The sequence below is a fragment of the Pseudomonas sp. JL27(2026) genome, assembly GCF_056933555.1.
This window is the reverse complement of record NZ_CM167794.1, coordinates 1,640,304-1,658,857: the sequence shown is the minus strand read 5'-3', so window position 1 is coordinate 1,658,857 and position 18,554 is coordinate 1,640,304. Positions and strand designations below refer to the sequence as shown.

At 62.0% G+C, this 18,554-nt stretch carries 7 protein-coding genes; 3 read left to right on the top strand and 4 right to left on the bottom strand.

The window, feature by feature from the left end; genetic code table 11:
- The first annotated feature begins 8 nt into the window (after positions 1-8).
- Positions 9-2,198, top strand: coding sequence for a patatin-like phospholipase family protein (locus tag AC1Z1G_RS07440; RefSeq protein ID WP_483626096.1), 2,190 nt, complete (start codon positions 9-11; stop codon positions 2,196-2,198).
- Between the two features lie 7 nt (positions 2,199-2,205).
- Here AC1Z1G_RS07440 and AC1Z1G_RS07435 read toward each other — a convergent pair whose 3' ends face one another.
- The 3 genes from AC1Z1G_RS07435 to recQ all read right to left on the bottom strand — a co-directional run bounded on the left by AC1Z1G_RS07435 (position 2,206) and on the right by recQ (position 6,983).
- On the bottom strand, positions 2,206-4,176 hold the full coding sequence (locus tag AC1Z1G_RS07435) for a motility hub landmark protein FimV (protein ID WP_483626095.1): 1,971 nt from the start codon (positions 4,174-4,176) through the stop codon (positions 2,206-2,208).
- 125 nt (positions 4,177-4,301) lie between these two features.
- A complete protein-coding gene (locus AC1Z1G_RS07430) occupies positions 4,302-4,736 on the bottom strand; it encodes a MarR family transcriptional regulator (protein WP_347904679.1) in 435 nt (144 codons plus the stop codon).
- Between the two features lie 120 nt (positions 4,737-4,856).
- Positions 4,857-6,983, bottom strand: a complete 2,127-nt coding sequence (gene recQ, locus AC1Z1G_RS07425) for a DNA helicase RecQ (protein ID WP_483626093.1) — start codon at positions 6,981-6,983, stop codon at positions 4,857-4,859.
- Positions 6,984-7,261: 278 nt separating this feature from the next.
- Between recQ and AC1Z1G_RS07420 the strand changes: the two genes are divergently transcribed.
- Together AC1Z1G_RS07420 and AC1Z1G_RS07415 are read left to right on the top strand one after the other, a co-directional pair.
- On the top strand, positions 7,262-7,849 hold the full coding sequence (locus AC1Z1G_RS07420; protein WP_347904678.1) for a UPF0149 family protein: 588 nt from the start codon (positions 7,262-7,264) through the stop codon (positions 7,847-7,849).
- Positions 7,850-7,889: 40 nt separating this feature from the next.
- Positions 7,890-8,255: a YbaN family protein gene (locus tag AC1Z1G_RS07415; protein WP_483627773.1), complete on the top strand. Its 366-nt coding sequence runs from the start codon at positions 7,890-7,892 to the stop codon at positions 8,253-8,255.
- A 61-nt stretch (positions 8,256-8,316) separates the two neighbouring features.
- On the opposite strand, the gene AC1Z1G_RS07410 is transcribed toward AC1Z1G_RS07415, so the two are convergent.
- Entirely contained in the window at positions 8,317-18,396 is a 10,080-nt protein-coding gene (locus AC1Z1G_RS07410) for a retention module-containing protein (RefSeq protein WP_483626091.1), read from the bottom strand.
- Between the last annotated feature and the right edge of the window lie 158 nt (positions 18,397-18,554).

Genomic DNA, 18,554 nt, shown 5'->3' with positions numbered 1-18,554 from the left:
GATCCCCGATGCGTCGTCTGCTGTCCTGCCTGCTGCTGTGCTTCATTCCATTGATCGTGCATGCCGCCGATACCCCGCGACCGAAGATCGGCCTGGTGCTGTCCGGTGGCGCGGCCCGGGGGTTGGCGCACATTGGCGTGCTCAAGGCACTTGAAGAGCAAGGCATCAGGATCGATGCGATTGCCGGCACCAGCATGGGCGCGGTGATCGGCGGTCTCTACGCTTCGGGCTACAAGATCGAGGAGCTTGAAAAACTGGCGCTGGACATCGACTGGAAGCAGGCCCTTTCGGACGCCCCGCCACGTGCGGACGTACCGTTCCGGCGCAAGCAGGACGACCGGGATTTTCTGGTGAAGCAAAAACTGAGCTTTCGCGACGACGGCAGCCTCGGCTTGCCGTTGGGGGTGATTCAGGGCCAGAACCTCGCGCTGCTGCTGGAAAGCAAACTGGCCCACGCCAGCGACACCCGGGATTTCGACAAACTGCCCATCCCCTTCCGCGCCGTGGCCACCGACATTGCCAGCGGCGAAAAAGTGGTATTCCGCAAGGGCCACCTGCCTCAGGTGATTCGCGCCAGCATGTCGATCCCGGCGGTGTTCGCACCGGTCGAACTCGACGGCCGCCTGTTGGTGGACGGCGGCATGACCGACAACATCCCCCTCGATGTGGCCCGCGAAATGGGCGTCGACATTGCCATCGTGGTCGACATCGGTACGCCGCTGCGCAGCCGCAAGCAACTGAATACGGTGGTCGATGTGCTGACACAGTCGATCACCCTGATGACCCGGCGCAACTCCGAGGAACAACTCGCCGCGCTGCACAAGGATGATGTGTTGATCCAGCCATCGCTGGCCAGCTTCGGCTCTACCGATTTCGGCCATTCCCGGGAAATCATCGACGCCGGATACCGCGCCACGCGCATCCTCGACGCACGCCTGGCACGGCTGCGACCTGCCGACACCCTGGATACCGAGCTGACGGCGGCCCGAGCGCCAAGCCAGCGCACGCCGATCATCACCGCGATCAAAGTGGAAAACGATTCGAAAGTCGGTGATGAGGTGATCCGCTACTACATCCGCCAGCGCATCGGCGAGCCCCTGGACCTGGGTCGTTTGCAAACCGACATGGGCACCCTCTATGGCCTGGATTACTTCGAACAGGTGCAATACCGCGTGGTGCACAAGGGGCATGACCAGACCCTGGTCATCAGCGCGAGGGGCAAACGCGCCGGCACCGATTACTTGCGGCTGGGCCTGAACCTCTCGGACGACATGCGCGGCGACAGCGCCTTCAACATTGGCGCCAGTTACCGGGTCAATGGCATCAACCGGCTCGGTGCGGAGTGGCTGACCCGCGTTCAGATCGGCAACCAGCAAGAACTCTACAGCGAGTTCTTTCAACCGCTGGATGTCGGCTCACGCTACTTCATTGCACCTTACGCAGCGTTCGAAGCGCAAAACGTCGAGGCCACGCTGGACAACGACCCGGTGGCCCAATACCGCCTCGAACGTTATGGCTTCGGTCTGAACGTTGGCCGGCAAATCGGCACCAGCGGCGAAATCCGCTTCGGCGTCGGCGAGGCCTGGGGCAAGGCCGATGTGCGCATTGGTGACCAGCACCTGCCCAGCGAAAGCTTCAACGAAGGTTTTTATGAACTCAAGTACTCGTTCGACTCCCTGGACAATGTGTACTTCGCCCACGAGGGCGAAGACATCGGCCTGTCGTTGCGCCAGTTCACGCCGAGCCTGGGGTCCGACAAACCGTACCGGCAATGGGAGTTCAAACTGGACAAGGCCTTGAGCCGCGGACCCGACACCTTCGTGCTCGGTGGGCGCTATGGCCGCACGCTGGACCAGACCGAGGTGGTGAGTTCAAGCTTCCTGCTGGGCGGTGCGCGACAGCTGTCAGGGTTCCGTCAGGACGCGATTTCCGGGCAGAACGTCAGCCTGATGCGCGCCGTTTACTTCCGGCGCCTGACGCCCCGCTCCTACTTGCCGCTGGAGTTCCCGCTGTACCTCGGTGCGTCCCTGGAGCGTGGCCGCGCCTGGAACAATGACAATGAATTCGACAGCGGCTACATCAATGCCGCCAGTATTTTCCTGGGGTTCGACACACCACTGGGGCCGCTGAACTTCAGTTATGGCTTCAACGATGACGACCAGCAGGCGATTTACCTGAACCTGGGGCAAACCTTCTGACGGCGCGCTAACGAATACTCGCCAGCAAGCTACGAGCCGTCTGCTTCAACGGCTCGTCGCCGTCCTTGAGCAACTCGTTGAGCAGTCGGCTGGCACTGTCCAGATCGCCGTCGTCGATGCAGGTCTGGGCTTGTTCCAGTTTGCCGGCGAAAGGTTTTTCGAGCGTCGGTGAGTCAACGTCCATCGGCAACGGCTCAAGCGCCAAGGTGTCACCCAAGTCCTTGAATTCATCAAGAAAGTCATCGCCCTCCAACGCCGATGGCGGTGCATCGGACCACTCGATGTCAGGCGCTGCGAACGGTTCCATTGATTGTTTATGGGTGACCTCTGGATCATTGGGCCAGTCATTTGCACTCGATGCGAGATCAGATAAATCCGAGGCCGATGTCGGTTTTTCGAAAGGGCTGACCAGATCCCAATTGGCATCCACCGACATGTCATCCAGGTTCAACTGAAACTCATCCGGCGCCGCGGCGGTGGGTACTGGCGCAGGATCAGGCACGACCGGTGTCGCCGATACCGGTGCGACAGCGGGGGCCGCGTCGCAGAGTTTGGGGTGCCGTGCACGCATGTCTGCCAGCGCCTGCGCGCTGAAACCCGACGCCAGCAGGTTCTGTTCCTGGGCGGCGTAGGCATCGGCATCCCCCTGCTTGCCCAGCACGTCCAGCAACTGCAGATTCAGGTCAGACCGCTGAGGCTCTTTGTGCAGCGCCTCACGCAGCAGGGCCACTGCCTCCGCAAAGCGCCCGTACGTCAGGTAGACACCGACAGCTTCCAGCACATCCGCGCCGTGGGTCGCTTCGCGATATTCCGGCGCCGGTTGTGGCCGTGGCTGAACCTGCGCAGTCACCGGGCTGACGGCTGGGGTTGGCCGCACGGGCAACGGTTCTTGCATCCCCTGACGCTGTTGACGCCGATGCACAAACAAACCCGCCAGCAACAGAAGCACCAACGCGGACAACCCGACCGTCAGCAACAGGTGTGAGCCACCCGACTCTTCGTTCGCCGCTACCGCTGCCGGCGCCACTACGACGGGTGGTGCGATCGGCGGTGTGCGGGCTTCTGCCAATCGGGTTTGCAGTTCGATGAGCTGTTTTTTCTGGCTGGCGATCTGTTCTTCCTGGGCATGGGCCCTGGCTTGCAATTCATCGAAGTTCTTTTGCAGTTGCTGACTGTGCAGCGTGCTGGCCGCCAACGCTTCGGCGTGTGTATCCGTGACAGCAGCTGGAGTACTGAGCGGTGCTGCAGTAACGGGAGGCGTGGTCGTCGGCATGGCTGCCACTTCGGGGAGCAAGACAGTGTGGCCCGCCACCAAGGGCTCAATGTCCGGGTTCATGGTTCGAATGACTTGCTGCAACTCACTGATCGACGCCGGGTTACCGCCGTCATGCACACGCTTGGCAAGGCGCCACAGGGTGTCACCCTTGGCCACCGTATAACGCTTGCCCTGCACCGCAGGCGATGATGACTCAACAGGAATAGCGTCAGGAAAGGCCGAGGCAGCCTGCGAGCGGAGTGCGGCCAGTTCGGCCGCCGTATCGGTTGACGGCACGATACCGGGAGCGCCCGGCGGATCGATCAACACCGTGTATTCGCGCAGCAATTGACCGTTGGGCTGATTGGCCTGTATCAGAAAACTCAGGAACGGTTCATTGACCGGTTTATTGGACACCACCCGAATCACGCTGCGATTGCCGCGCACGATGGGAGTGAAATGCAGGTCATTGAGAAAAAACACACGCTCGATACCGGCGCGGTTGAATTCCTCGGGTGTCGCCAGGCGTACCGACAACTCGCCCTCGGCAAGGTCTGCGACATCCAGCAAGGCGATATCGGCACTGAACGGCTGGTTCAACGCCGAGTGTACGGTGATGTCCCCCAGCCCCAGCGCGGGGGCCATTGCCGAGTACCACAGGGCACCACAGGCAAAAAGCGCCCTGGCAGAACACCGTAACGCTGACTGTCGACTCTCGAGCATGAGCATCCCTTAGATAACCAGAACCACCTGACGTGTTAACGCTTCCCTTACGAACACGTTATTGCCTGGTAGTTCTTATAGTCTGCCCAACGCTGAATCTCAAAAGTCTGACAGCAGGTAATGCCTCAAGATTTTTCCAGATTGGCCAAAATATGCCCGTGAACCCGCATGCACACCCGCAAATCCTCTTCGTCGACCCCGACGAACAGCTCGTGGCGCAATTGCGTGGCAATGGTTTCAATTTGTTCGATCAAGGGACGCGCCGAAGCACACAGCACGATTTTTTTCGCCCGGCGATCTTCAAGCACCGCCTGACGCTGCACCAAACCCTGGCTTTCCAGGCTGTCGAGCAGCCGTGCCAGCGTCGGACCTTCGACACCGACACTTTGCGCCAGCTCACGCTGGGTGGGCGCGTCCGCAAAACGCGCCAGGTGCAACAGCACCAGCCAGCGCGCCTGGGACAGGCCCAGCCCGGCGAGACGGCGGTCCAGTTCGGCGCGCCAGCCGCGAGACATTTGCGCCAACTGCATGCCAAAACGGTGTTGATCGGTTAACGGCATAAAGAACTCATGGATTAGACTGAAATAGAGTGAAACTAATTATTAGTCAGCTAAGCATGACACTTGGTATCAAGCAAGTTTTGACCTGTACTGAATCGTTACATCGGCCAAACTCTTGATCTACATCTCGAATTCCGACTGCAACGCTGCGCGCACGCAGTAAAGAACGCCCTCCGGCACACGACCGGCAAACAGCGCGGCGATTTCGGCAACCGCCGGCAACTCGCCTTCCCCGTCGAGGAACGCATCCTGAACTTCGCCCATCAGGTCTTCAGGCAAGTCCAGTGCCTGCTCCAGCGACAACTGCTGTTTGCCAATGGCTTCGGCCAGCAGCGTGTACACGTTCTTTTCCGAACATTGCAGCTGACCGGCGATCTGCATCGGCGTCATCCCGGCGCGGGCCAGGGTGATCAGTTCGTGGCGCAGGTCGGCCACCACTTTTGGCGCCTCGGCCTGGCCGCCGAGTACTTCGAGGAACGCCTCGCCGTAGCGCTCCAGCTTGCGTGCGCCAACGCCGCTGACCGTGGCCATTTGCGACAGCGAGGTCGGCTGGCTGCGGAGCATTTCGAGCAACGTCGAGTCGGGAAAGATGACGTACGGCGGCACGCCATGTTCTTCGGCAAGTTTGCGACGCAGGGCGCGCAAGGCCTCCCACTGCTCTCGTTCTTCGCCACGCACCAGTTGGCTTGCCTGGCTCTTGCTGCTTTTGGCAGTGGTTTGCGGCTTGAGGTCGCGACGCAGCTCCAGGGTCACTTCGCCCTTGAGCAACGGCCGGCATGTGTCACTCAAGCGCAAGCCGCCGTAGCCTTCCAGATCGATGTCTGCCAGACCGCGGGCAACCAGTTGTCGGAACAAGGAGCGCCATTCGCCCTCCGCCATCGCCTTGCCGACACCGAATACCGACAGATGCTGATGACCGAAGCTGCGGACCTTTTCGTTGTCCTTGCCCAGCAGCACGTCCACCAGATGGCCGACGCCGTAGCGCTGGCCGGTGCGGTAGATCGCCGAGAGCGCCTGGCGGGCCGGCTCGGTGGCGTCCCAGGTCTGCACGCCGTCGACGCAGTTGTCGCAGTGGCCGCACGGCTCGGGCATGTCTTCATCGAAGTAGGCCAGCAGGGTTTGGCGGCGGCAGCGGGTTTCTTCGCACAGCGAGAGCATGGCGTCGAGCTTGTGCTGCTCCAGACGCTTGTGCCGCTCGTCGCCTTCGGAGTTTTGCAGCATCTGCTTGAGCATCACCACGTCTTGCAGGCCGTAAGCCATCCAGGCATCGGCGGGCAGGCCGTCACGGCCGCCGCGACCGGTTTCCTGGTAGTAGGCCTCAAGGGATTTCGGCAAATCGAGGTGCGCGACGAAGCGCACGTTGGGTTTGTCGATGCCCATGCCAAACGCCACGGTGGCAACCATGATCAAGCCCTCCTCGTTGAGGAAGCGCTTCTGGTTATGGGCTCGTGTTTCGTTGGGCAGCCCGGCGTGGTACGGCAGCGCCGGGAAACCTTGCTCGCTGAGGAACACCGCCACTTCGTCGACTTTCTTGCGCGACAGGCAGTAGACAATGCCGGCATCGCTGCGCCGCTCCGCGAGGAACGCCAGCAACTGCTTGCGCGGCTGCTCCTTGGGCACGATGCGGTAGAAAATGTTCGGCCGGTCGAAACTCGACAGGAAACGCTCGGCGTCCTGCAAATGCAGGCGCGTGACGATTTCTTCGCGGGTACGCTTGTCGGCCGTGGCGGTCAGGGCGATGCGCGGCACGTGGGGGAACATTTCCGCCAGTTGCCCCAGTTGCAGGTACTCCGGCCGGAAATCGTGACCCCATTGCGAAACACAGTGGGCTTCGTCGATGGCGAACAGCGCGATGTCGAGGCTTTGCAGGAAGGCCAGCATGCGCGGCTGAACCAGGCGTTCAGGCGCCAGGTAGAGCATTTTTACTTCGCCACGCTTGATCCGTGCCGCCAGGTCGCGCTGTTGTTCGGGGCTCAGTGTCGAGTTGAGCGCGGCCGCCGCCACGCCAAGTTCTTCGAGGGTCGCGACCTGGTCGTCCATCAAGGCGATCAACGGTGATACCACCACCGCCAGGCCTTCGCGTAGCAGCGCCGGCACCTGGAAGCACAACGATTTGCCACCACCGGTCGGCATCAGCACCAGGGCATCGCCGCCACTGGCCACGCGCTCAATGATGGCACCCTGACGGCCACGGAAACTGTCGTAGCCGAAGATGTCCTTGAGGACGCGCTGAGCCTGTTCGAGCATGAAAAACTCCAAATGGTGCTGAATATCCCTGTGTGCAGGCTGGATCAAAAAACCGCGTTGTTCACGAACAGATCCGTAAGCGGATTTGTCCCGAGCGCTCGCGGCACCTGCAGGGCTTTGCAAAACGCGCGAGTATACCCGAGCCGTCCCGGGGTCTGTTGAGGTTTGCCCGTGGCGCGACGAATGCCCATCCGATGCTGGCAAATCTGCCACGCGGCTGGCCTGGGCGCTCAAGAACGCCTAGAATTGGGCATCGTTTATTCCCAAGGTAGCCCTTAATGTCCTTCGCTGAGCAACTAACCCGCCTGCAAGCCTTCCTCGACGCCGACGAGCTGCATGACGAGGCGCTGGACTACGTGGCCGCCCACGGTTACCTGACCGCGCTGTCGATCTGTTCCGAGAGCGTTCCCGACCGTGAGTGGATCGATGCCCTTTTCGCCGAGGAGCCGCACTACCGCGACGCCGCCGAGCGTGAAGAAATCGAATCGACCCTGCTGGCCCTCAAGGCTCACATCGCTCGCCAACTGGCGTCCGATGAAGAGTTCGAGCTGCCATGCGACCTGGACCTGGGCGAAGAGCCGGATGACTCCGACCTGCGCGGCTGGTGCATCGGCTTCATGGAAGGCGTGTTCCTGCGCGAAGAAGCCTGGTTCGAAACCGCCGAAGACGAAGTCAGCGAAATGCTGCTGCCAATCATGGTCGGTTCCGGCCTGTTCGATGAACAGCCAGAGTTCTCCGACATCGCAGCCGACGCCAACCTGATGGACGACATGATCGTCCAGATCCCGGAAGCCCTGACTGCGCTGTACCTGCTGTGCAACGCACCTGACGAAAAACCGGCGATCCTCAAGCCTCGTCACCACTGAGTCCTTGCCTGTGGCTGATCCCATAGGCAATCGCTCCCTGATGCTGCGTTACGTTCTGCTGGCCATCGGCTGGCTGAGCGTGGCGCTGGGGGTGATCGGTATCTTCCTGCCGGTGTTACCCACCACTCCCTTCCTGCTGTTGGCGGCGGCCTGTTTCGCCCGAAGCTCCCCGCGCTTCTATCAATGGCTGGTCGATCACCCCCGACTCGGCCCGTGGATTCGCGACTACCTGGACGGCCATGGCATCCCGCTCAAGGGCAAGGTCTACGCCATTGGCCTGATGTGGCTGAGTATCGGTTTTTCCTGCTACCTGGTGCCCCTGCCCTGGGCTCGCGGATTCATGCTGACCAGCGCGGTGCTGGTGACGGTGTACATCCTGCGGCAGAAAACCCTGCAAAAAACCTGAATCACAGGCACCCAAAAACCCGCCATCCTCTGGCAAGGATGGCGGGTTTTGTCGTTTCAGGTCAGACGGTGTCTACCTTCAACGAGTGGTCGTTGAGCATGCCGTTGATGATGGTCGCCGTGTCGGCACCTCCAGCGATAACGCCGCCCGCACCCGGTGTCACACCGTAGTGGGTGGCGAGGTTAACGCCTGCGAGGTCGATGGTCTGGGTCGGTGTGGCACCGGCCGAGGCACTGACGTCGATGCTGGTGACCAGTGACGCACCGCTGCCGGTGACCTTGAAGTGCAGGTAGTCATCCAGCGAGGCAGAAGTCGCGTTTTCGCCTTGCAACAATTGCGAGAGGTCGAGTTTGTCGGTGCCCGGTGTGAAGTCCGTGACCACGTCGTGCCCACTGTTGCCCGCCAGCCACTGGAAGGTATCGGCCCCCGGCCCACCGGTCAGGGTGTTGTTGCCCAACCCGCCGATCAGGAAGTCGTCACCACCACCGCCGTTGAGCACGTCGTTCCCGAGCCCGCCGTTGATGACGTTGGCGTTGTTGTCACCCGTGAGTATGTCGTTGAAGTTGGAGCCGGCCAGGTTCTCGATGCCCATCAGGGTGTCAGTCCCGGCACCGACGGTGTTTTGCGCAGCGAGCAGGCTCAGGTCGACCGTCACCCCTGCCGTCGCATGGGCATAGCTGGCGGTGTCGTTGCCTGGCCCGCCGTCGAGCAGGTCATTGCCCGGCCCGCTGAACAGCAGGTCGTTGCCACTGCCACCATGCAGCGTGTTGTTGCCACTGCCGGCAGCCAGCACATCGTTGCCGTCGCCGCCATTGAGGATGTTGTCGCCAGAACCTGCCACCAACACATCGTCGCCGGAGGTACCGGTGAGGGTGTGACCGTCCTGATAGCTGATGGTCACGGCTGCGGTGGCGCTGCCGCCATGGGTGTCGTTGGCGGTGTAAGTGCCGTGGTAGTCCGGGGTGATATTGCTGGCCCCGGCGTAGTTGACCGTCATGGTCAATTGGTAGTTTTCCGCCGCCGTGCTGCCTCCGGGGGTGTCGGCCACATTGGTCAGGTGGATCTGGTAGTTGCCATCGGCTGCGGCCGTGAACGTCCCGCCATCGACAATCGGCGTGAAGGCACCACCGTTGAACGAGTACTCCATGGTGATGTGACCCGCCGCCAGGTTGTGGTCCAGGTTGAGGGTTTCCCCCTGCTTGAGGTTGACGGTGATGCGGTCCTCATCGTTGGCATTGGCATTCGTGACGGCCCCCAGATACCCGGCGACCACCACCACGGCGGTCATCGCCGCAGCGTTGGCGGTAAACGAAGCACGGCCCACGGTGATGGCCTGGTTGGCGGCCGTATTGCCGGTGCCCGCAAAGCTGATCGTCTGTTGGCTGGCAGCCGTGAACTCCGCGCCCCTGGCCGCCCACCCGGTGTTGAAGGTGGTGGGCGAGGCCGTGAGCGGATCGCCGTTGGCGTCGGTGTCGTTGGCCAGCAGCAGTTCGCCCGGCACCACGACCGTGCTCGACAGCACGTTAGTGATGATGTGGTCGTCGAGCGCGACCGGTGGCGCGTTCGGCACGACTTTGACCACCAGCGTGGAGCTGGCGAGGTCGCCGTCATTGTCGCTGACGGTGTAGCCGAAGTTTTCGGTGATGAGCACCGCCGTGGCTTTCTGCGAGGTGTAGGTGAAGTCGCCGGTGTCGAGGTTCACCACCAGGGTGCCGCCATTGCTGGTGGCAATGCTGATGCTGTTATCGACTGTGTTGAACGTGCCGTGGTTGACGCCGCCACTGAAGGTCAGCGCCCCTGCGTTGGCATTGCCTTTAGGGTCGTAGGTGTACGTGGTGCCGTCGACCACGATGGATTTGATGAAACCGCCATCGGCGCCAAATGTACCGCCATCCCCCAGCAGCGTGCCGGTGACCGGTGCGCCTTGCACGGTGCCGGACAGCACCAGGTTGAGCTGGTTGAGGTCGGTCACCACCACGGCGTTGGTGTCGGTGTGGGTGCTGCCGTTGTAGGCCACCGGGTTGAGGTTGGCATTGCTCACGCCGGAGCCTAGGCCGATGGCGTAGTTGTTGATGCCATTGGCATCGAGGAATGCCTTGAGGGCCACTTCATCTGCCGGGCCGATCTCCTGTCCGGCAGTTGGCGCACCGTCGGAGAAGAAGTAGCCGACGTTCTGCGCCCCCGTCAGCTTGCCGCTGGTATTGAAGGCAGCCTGCATGGTCGCCACTGCCGCATCGTAGTTGGTGCCGCCCCCCGCCGTCAGCCCGGCCACGATGGTCTTGGCAGTGGCGACGTCGACCCAGATCGGCGTTCTGTCGGTGGCGGTGCTGCTGAAAGAGACGATCTGGACCTTCACGTCCCCGAGGTCATCGTATTTGTCGAGCAAGCTGTTGATAGCCTGCTTGGCCAGTTGCAGCCGCGACAGGCCGGGGACACCGGAGGCGTCATTCATGCTGCCGGACACGTCAATCACCAACAGCAGGTTGGAGTCGATCTCCACTGCGGTTACCGAGCGCTCGGCCGCGACCGCTTTGGGTACGTCATCGATGATGTTGACCTGGATAGTGCTGGTGGTGGTGTTGCCCAGGGCGTCGGTGGCTTTGTAGGTGAAACTTTCGCTCAGGGTGTTAGGCCCATCGTTGGCATTCGGCGAAGTTTTCGGTGCCGAGGTCAGGGTGTAGGTGTACGTGCCGTCGGGGTTGAGCAGGATTTGCCCGTACGTGCCGGTGGCGCTGCCGACAAGGGTGTAGGTGATCGCGCCGCTGCCACCGGTGACCGAACCGACCAGGGTGCCGGTGGCGGTTTCGCCGGTAGACGTCGGGTCGCTGCCGATGACCGTACCGGCGGCCAGGTCCTGGCCATCCTTGGTCAGGTCGAGGGCTTTTTCGTAGACCGTCACATCCTGATCGACCACGGCTTTGAGGCCGCTGTCGGTGACATTGATGGTGATGGTCGTGGTGCTTTCATCGCCATCGCCGTCACGGATGGTGTAGGTGAACACGTCCGAGGCCCCCGGTGGGCTCACCGAGTTCGGGTTGCTGTGGTACACGGCGTTGCCCGCCGCATCCAGGGTCAGGGTGCCGTAAGTGCCGGCGATGTTGGAGCCCAGGCCGCCAATTGCCGAGGTCGCGGTGTTGCTGCCGGCGCGCACGCCAACCACCGCCCCGCCTGCAGCTGCACCATCGGCACCGATGACGTCATTGCCCAGCACGCTGATGTTGATCGTCGCACCTTCAATGGCGGTCGCCACATCTGCAGTGGCGGTCGGGACATCATCGACGATGTTCACGTCGATCACGCCTGATGCGGTGCTGCCATCGGTGTCGGTGGCAACCACGTTGAAGTGCTCGGCGATGCTGTTGGCGCCCAACCCGGTGGGGTGGGTTTCGTTATCGACCAGGGTGTAGCTGTAGCTGACGACCCCCGTGCTGGCGTTGTAACTGGTGATTGTCAGCGTACTGCCCAATGCGGTGGTGACCGATTGCGGGAAGCCTGCGGCCACCCCGCCAGTGACCACGTTGATGCCGCCCACGGTCAGGGTTTGCAGACCGTCGAGGGCGGTCACGGTAAAGGTGCCGCTCTGGGTCAGGGCCGATGCATTCGGGCTACTGCCATCGCTGAGGTTTTTCTCGAAGACGGTGAGTTCGCCGCCGTTGACGTCCAGCCCATTGAGGATGACCGGGTCGTCGTTGTTGTGAACGTTCAGCACCAAATTTGCGGTGCTGGTATCACCGTCCGAGTCAGTGATGGTGTAGGCAAAAGTTTCCGTGCCGTTGCCCCCGCCCTTGAGCGCCAGGAACGCCGGATCAGTCGGATGAACCGTGTAGGTGTAGGTGCCATCGGCCGCCAGCACCAACGTGCCGTAAGTCCCGGTAAAGGTTCCGGCAGTGATCGGTCCGGTCGGTACGCGGTCAGCGCCTTGCACATCGTTGGTCAACACGTTACCGACCAGGGTCAGTTGGCTTTCCGAGGCGGTACTCGCGTTGGTGTCGTTGACCGCTGTCGGCAGGTCATCGACGACGTTCACGTCCAGCGAACCGCTGGCGGTGCTGCCATCGACGTCGGTGGCCGTGACAGTGAAATGTTCACTCAGGCTGTTGGCGCCGTTGGCGGTTGGGTGCGCGTCGTTGCCGTTCAACGTGTAGCTGTAACTGACCACCCCGGTGCTGGCGTTGTAACCGGTAATCGTCAGGGTGTTGCCCAGACCGGAGGTCACCGATTGTGGAAATCCTGCGGCGGTGCCAGCGGTTACTACGTTGATGCCGCCCACGGTCAGGGTTTGCAGACCGTCGAGGGCGGTCACGGTAAAGGTGCCGCTCTGGGTCAGGGCCGATGCATTCGGGCTACTGCCATCGCTGAGGTTTTTCTCGAAGACGGTGAGTTCTCCGCCGTTGACGTCGAGCCCGTTGAGGGTCACCGGGTCGTTATTGTTATGGACGTTCAGCACCAGGTTCGCGGTGCTGGTATCACCGTCCGAATCGGTAATGGTGTAGGCGAAGGTTTCCGTGCCGTTACCGCCGCCCTTGAGCGCCAGAAACGCCGGATCGGTCGGATGAACCGTGTAGGTGTAGGTGCCATCGGCCGCCAGCACCAACGTGCCGTAAGTGCCGGTAAAGGTTCCGGCAGTGATCGGTCCGGTCGGTACGCGATCGGCACCTTGCACGTCGTTGGTCAACACATTACCGCTGAGGGTCAGTTGGCTTTCGGACGCGGTGCTCGCGTTGGTGTCGTTGACCGCTGTCGGCAGGTCATCGACGACGTTCACGTCCAACGAGCCGCTGGCGGTGCTGCCGTCGACGTCGGTTGCCGTGACGGTGAAATGCTCGCTCAGGGCATTGGCGCCATTAGCGGTCGGGTGCGCGTCGTTGCCATTGAGTGTGTAGCTGTAACTGACCACGCCGGTTGTTGCGTTGTAACCGGTAATCGTCAGGGTGTTGCCCAGACCGGTGGTCACCGATTGTGGAAATCCTGCGGCGGTGCCGGCAGTCACTACGTTGATGCCGCCCACGCTCAGGGTTTGCAGACCATCGAGGGCGGTCACGGTAAAGGTGCCGCTTTGGGTCAATGCGGTGGCGTCCGGCGTGCTGCCGGTGCCAAGGTTTTTCTCGAAAACGGTGAGTTCGCCGCCGTTGACGTTCAAGCCGTTAAGGGTCACCGGGTCGTTATTGTTATGGATGTTCAGCACCAGGTTCGCCGTGCTGGTATCACCGTCCGAGTCAGTGATGGTGTAGGCGAAGGTTTCCGTGCCGTTACCACCGCCGTGCAACGCGAGGAACGCCGGATCGGTCGGATGAACCGTGTAGGTGTAGGTGCCATCGGCCGCCAGCACCAACGTGCCGTAAGTCCCGGTAAAGGTCCCGGCAGTGACTGGGCCGGTCGGTACGCGGTCGGCGCCCTGTGTGTCGTTGGTCAACACGTTGCCGACCAGGGTCAGTTGGCTTTCGGAGGCGGTGCCGGCGATGCTGTCGTTGACGGCCGCGGGCAGGTCATCAACCACATTCACGTCCAGCGAACCGCTGGCGGTGCTGCCATCGACGTCGGTGGCCGTGACAGTGAAATGTTCACTCAGGCTGTTGGCGCCGTTGGCGGTTGGGTGCGCGTCGTTGCCGTTCAACGTGTAGCTGTAACTGACCACCCCGGTGCTGGCGTTGTAACCGGTAATCGTCAGGGTGTTGCCCAGACCGGAGGTCACCGATTGTGGAAATCCTGCGGCGGTGCCAGCGGTTACTACGTTGATGCCGCCCACACTCAGGGTTTGCAGACCGTCGAGCGCGGTTACGGTGAACGTGCCGCTTTGGGTCAGCGCCGTGGCGTCCGGTGTGCTGCCATCGCCGAGGTTTTTCTCGAAAACGGTGAGCTCGCCGCCGTTGACGTCCAGCCCATTGAGGATGACCGGGTCGTTATTGTTATGGACGTTCAGCACCAGATTCGCGGTGCTGGTATCACCGTCCGAATCGGTAATGGTGTAGGCGAAGGTTTCCGTGCCGTTGCCCCCGCCCTTGAGCGCCAGGAACGCCGGATCGGTCGGATGAACCGTGTAGGTGTAAGTGCCGTCAGCCGCCAGCACCAGCGTGCCGTAAGTCCCGGTAAAGGTCCCGGCAGTGACTGGGCCGGTCGGTACGCGGTCAGCGCCCTGAACGTCGTTGGTCAACACATTACCGCTGAGGGTCAGTTGGCTTTCGGACGCGGTCCCGGCATTGCTGTCGTTGACCGCTGCCGGCAGGTCATCGACCACATTCACGTCCAGCGAGCCGCTGGCGGTGCTGCCATCAACATCCGTGGCGGTCACGGTGAAGTGTTCGCTGAGGGTGTTGGCGCCGTTAGCCGTTGGGTGCGCGTCATTGCCATTGAGTGTGTAGCTGTAGCTAACGACGCCAGTCGTTGCGTTGTAACCGGTAATTGTCAGGGTGTTGCCCAAACCGGTGGTCACCGATTGCGGAAATCCTGCGGCGGTGCCAGCGGTTACTACGTTGATGCCACCCACGCTCAGGGTTTGCAGACCATCGAGGGCGGTCACGGTAAAGGTGCCGCTCTGGGTCAGGGCCGATGCATTCGGGCTACTGCCATCGCTGAGGTTTTTCTCGAAGACGGTGAGTTCTCCGCCGTTGACGTCGAGCCCGTTGAGGATGACCGGATCGTCGTTGTTGTGAACGTTCAGCACCAGGTTCGCGGTGCTGGTATCACCGTCCGAATCGGTAATGGTGTAGGCGAAGGTTTCCGTGCCGTTGCCCCCGCCCTTGAGCGCCAGGAACGCCGGATCGGTCGGATGAACCGTGTAGGTGTAAGTGCCGTCGGCCGCCAGCACCAACGTGCCATAAGTGCCGGTAAAGGTTCCCGCCGTTACAGGGCCAGCCGGCACACGGTCAGCACCTTGCACATCGTTGGTCAACACATTACCGCTGAGGGTCAGTTGGCTTTCGGACGCGGTGCTCGCGTTGCTGTCGTTGACCGCTGTCGGCAGGTCATCGACCACGTTAACGTCCAGCGAGCCGCTGGCGGTGCTGCCGTCGACGTCGGTGGCCGTGACGGTGAAATGCTCGCTCAGGGCATTGGCGCCATTGGCGGTCGGGTGCGCGTCGTTGCCGTTCAACGTGTAGCTGTAACTGACCACGCCGGTTGTTGCGTTGTAACCGGTAATCGTCAGGGTGTTGCCCAGCGCCGTGGTGGCGGTTTGCGGGAAGCCTGCGGCGGTGCCAGCGGTTACTACGTTGATGCCTCCCACGCTCAGGGTTTGCAGACCATCGAGCGCGGTCACGGTGAAGGTGCCGCTCTGGGTCAGCGCCGTGGCGTCCGGCGTGCTGCCATCGCCGAGGTTTTTCTCGAAGACGGTGAGTTCGCCGCCTTCGACGTTCAAGCCGTTAAGGGTCACCGGGTCGTTATTGTTATGGACGTTCAGCACCAGGTTCGCCGTGCTGGTATCACCGTCCGAGTCAGTGATGGTGTAGGCGAAGGTTTCCGTGCCGTTACCCCCGCCCTTGAGCGCCAGGAACGCCGGATCGGTCGGATGAACCGTGTAGGTGTAAGTGCCGTCGGCCGCCAGCACCAACGTGCCGTAAGTCCCGGTAAAGGTCCCGGCAGTGACTGGGCCGGTCGGTACGCGGTCGGCGCCCTGGGTGTCATTGGTCAGCACGTTGCCGACCAGGGTCAGTTGGCTTTCGGACGCGGTCCCGGCATTGCTGTCGTTGACCGCTGTCGACAGGTCATCGACCACGTTCACGTCCAGCGAACCGCTGGCGGTACTGCCATCCACGTCGGTTGCCGTGACGGTGAAGTGTTCGCTCAGGCTGTTGGCGCCGTTGGCGGTTGGGTGCGCGTCGTTGCCGTTCAACGTGTAGCTGTAACTGACCACGCCAGTTGTTGCGTTGTAACCGGTAATCGTCAGGGTATTGCCCAGACCGGTGGTCACCGATTGTGGAAATCCTGCGGCGGTGCCAGCGGTTACTACGTTGATGCCGCCCACGCTCAGGGTTTGCAGACCATCGAGGGCGGTCACGGTAAAGGTGCCGTTTTGGGTCAATGCGGTGGAGTCCGGTGTGCTGCCGGTGCCGAGGTTTTTCTCGAAAACGGTGAGTTCGCCGCCTTCGACGTTCAAGCCGTTAAGGGTCACCGGGTCGTTATTGTTATGGACGTTCAGCACCAGGTTCGCCGTGCTGGTATCACCGTCCGAGTCAGTGATGGTGTAGGCGAAGGTTTCCGTGCCGTTACCCCCGCCCTTGAGCGCCAGGAACGCCGGATCGGTCGGATGAACCGTGTAGGTGTAAGTGCCGTCGGCCGCCAGCACCAACGTGCCATAAGTGCCGGTAAAGGTTCCCGCCGTTACAGGGCCAGCCGGCACACGGTCAGCACCTTGCACATCGTTGGTCAGCACGTTGCCGACCAGGGTCAGTTGGCTTTCCGAGGCGGTACTCGCGTTGGTGTCGTTGACCGCTGTCGGCAGGTCATCGACCACGTTCACGTCCAGCGAACCGCTGGCGGTGCTGCCATCGACGTCGGTGGCCGTGACGGTGAAGTGTTCGCTCAAGCTGTTGGCGCCGTTGGCGGTTGGGTGCGCGTCGTTGCCGTTCAACGTGTAGCTGTAACTGACCACGCCAGTCGTTGCGTTGTAACCGGTAATCGTCAGGGTATTGCCCAGACCGGTGGTCACCGATTGCGGGAAACCAGCGGCGGTGCCAGCGGTTACTACGTTGATGCCGCCCACGCTCAGGGTTTGCAGACCATCGAGGGCGGTCACGGTGAACGTGCCGCTTTGGGTCAATGCGGTGGCGTCCGGCGTGCTGCCAGTGCCGAGGCTTTTCTCGAAAACGGTGAGTTCACCGCCTTCGACGCTCAAGCCGTTAAGGGTCTCCGGGTCGTCGTTGTTGTGAACGTTCAGCACCAGGTTCGCGGTGCTGGTGTCGCCGTCCGAATCGGTAATGGTGTAGGCAAAGGTTTCCGTGCCGTTACCGCCGCCGTGCAACGCGAGGAACGCCGGATCGGTCGGATGAACCGTGTAGGTGTAAGTACCGTTGGCGGCCAGCACCAACGTGCCGTAAGTCCCGGTAAAGGTCCCGGCAGTGACTGGGCCGGTCGGTACGCGGTCGGCACCCTGTGTGTCGTTGGTCAACACGTTACCGGTCAGGGTCAGTTGGCTTTCGGATGCGGTGCCGGTGTTGCTGTCATCAAGGGCTTTGGGCACATCGTCGGTGATGTTGATGTCCAGCGAGTTAGTCGCCGAATCACCGTTCACGTCGTTGGCCACGACGGTGAAGTGTTCACTCAGGTTATTGGTGCCATCGCCTGCGGAATGGGTTTCGTTACTCACCAGGGTGTAGCTGTAGCTGACCACGCCCGTGGCCGGGTTGAACCCGGTGATGGTCAGGGTGTTGCCGAGGGCAGAGGTAATGGACTGCGGGAAACCTGCGGCTACACCGCCGCTGACCACGTTGATGCCGCCGACGCTCAGGCTCAGCAAGCCATCGGGTGCTGAAACACTGAAGGTGCCGCTTTGGGTCTGGGCGCCCGGGTTGCTGGCCGAGCCCTGGGCCAGGTTGGCCTCGTTGACGGTCAGCTCACCGCCCTCCACCGACAGCCCGGTCAGAGTCACGACATTGTTGATCGGTGGCGGCGCGGGAGTGTTGTTACCGTTGTCATCCGGAACGGCCGCAATGCGCTCCGGGACAAACTCGGGGATGCCGTTGAAACCGGCCGTGGGGAACCCGATGATCGGGTCGACACGCCCCGCCACTTCCTCAAGCAACACAAACGAATGCCCGCCCCCTTCGGCGCCAGGCGCACCGGTGCCGGTGGGGCCGGCGGCGGTAGCCTCACCGGTCTGGGTCGGGTCGGCGCCCGCGGCAATCGCTTTTTGCAGTTGCTCGACATCGCTCAGTTGGGCTTCGCTAGGCGTCACCGCGTCTTGGGTATCGGCATGCGGTGCCTGGTGCGCCAGCAGTTGCTGGGTCATTTGCAGGCTGCTGTCACGCCCGAGGGTCAGTTCCTGGCCGTTTTGCAGGTGAACCGCCACCGCGCCTTCGGTCCCGGTGACCAGTTGATCGCCGGCAAACAACCGGTCCCCCTCGACCAGGACGCGTCGGGTGCCGTCACCCGCCACCGCGAAAACCTGACCCACGACCTTACTGACGATACCGATGAGCGTAGCCATGTGCATTCCTCCGCCGCCGACAACTGTCGGCATGTGGTTATGCGAAAGAAGTGCTTCTGGCGTGACCGGGTTGCAGGGCTGACCCTGTGCCTGACAGCTCGTTTACTCAAGATAAACAGCTCCCTGACAAGTTTCCCACCTTGCCTGTTCCTCCCAGG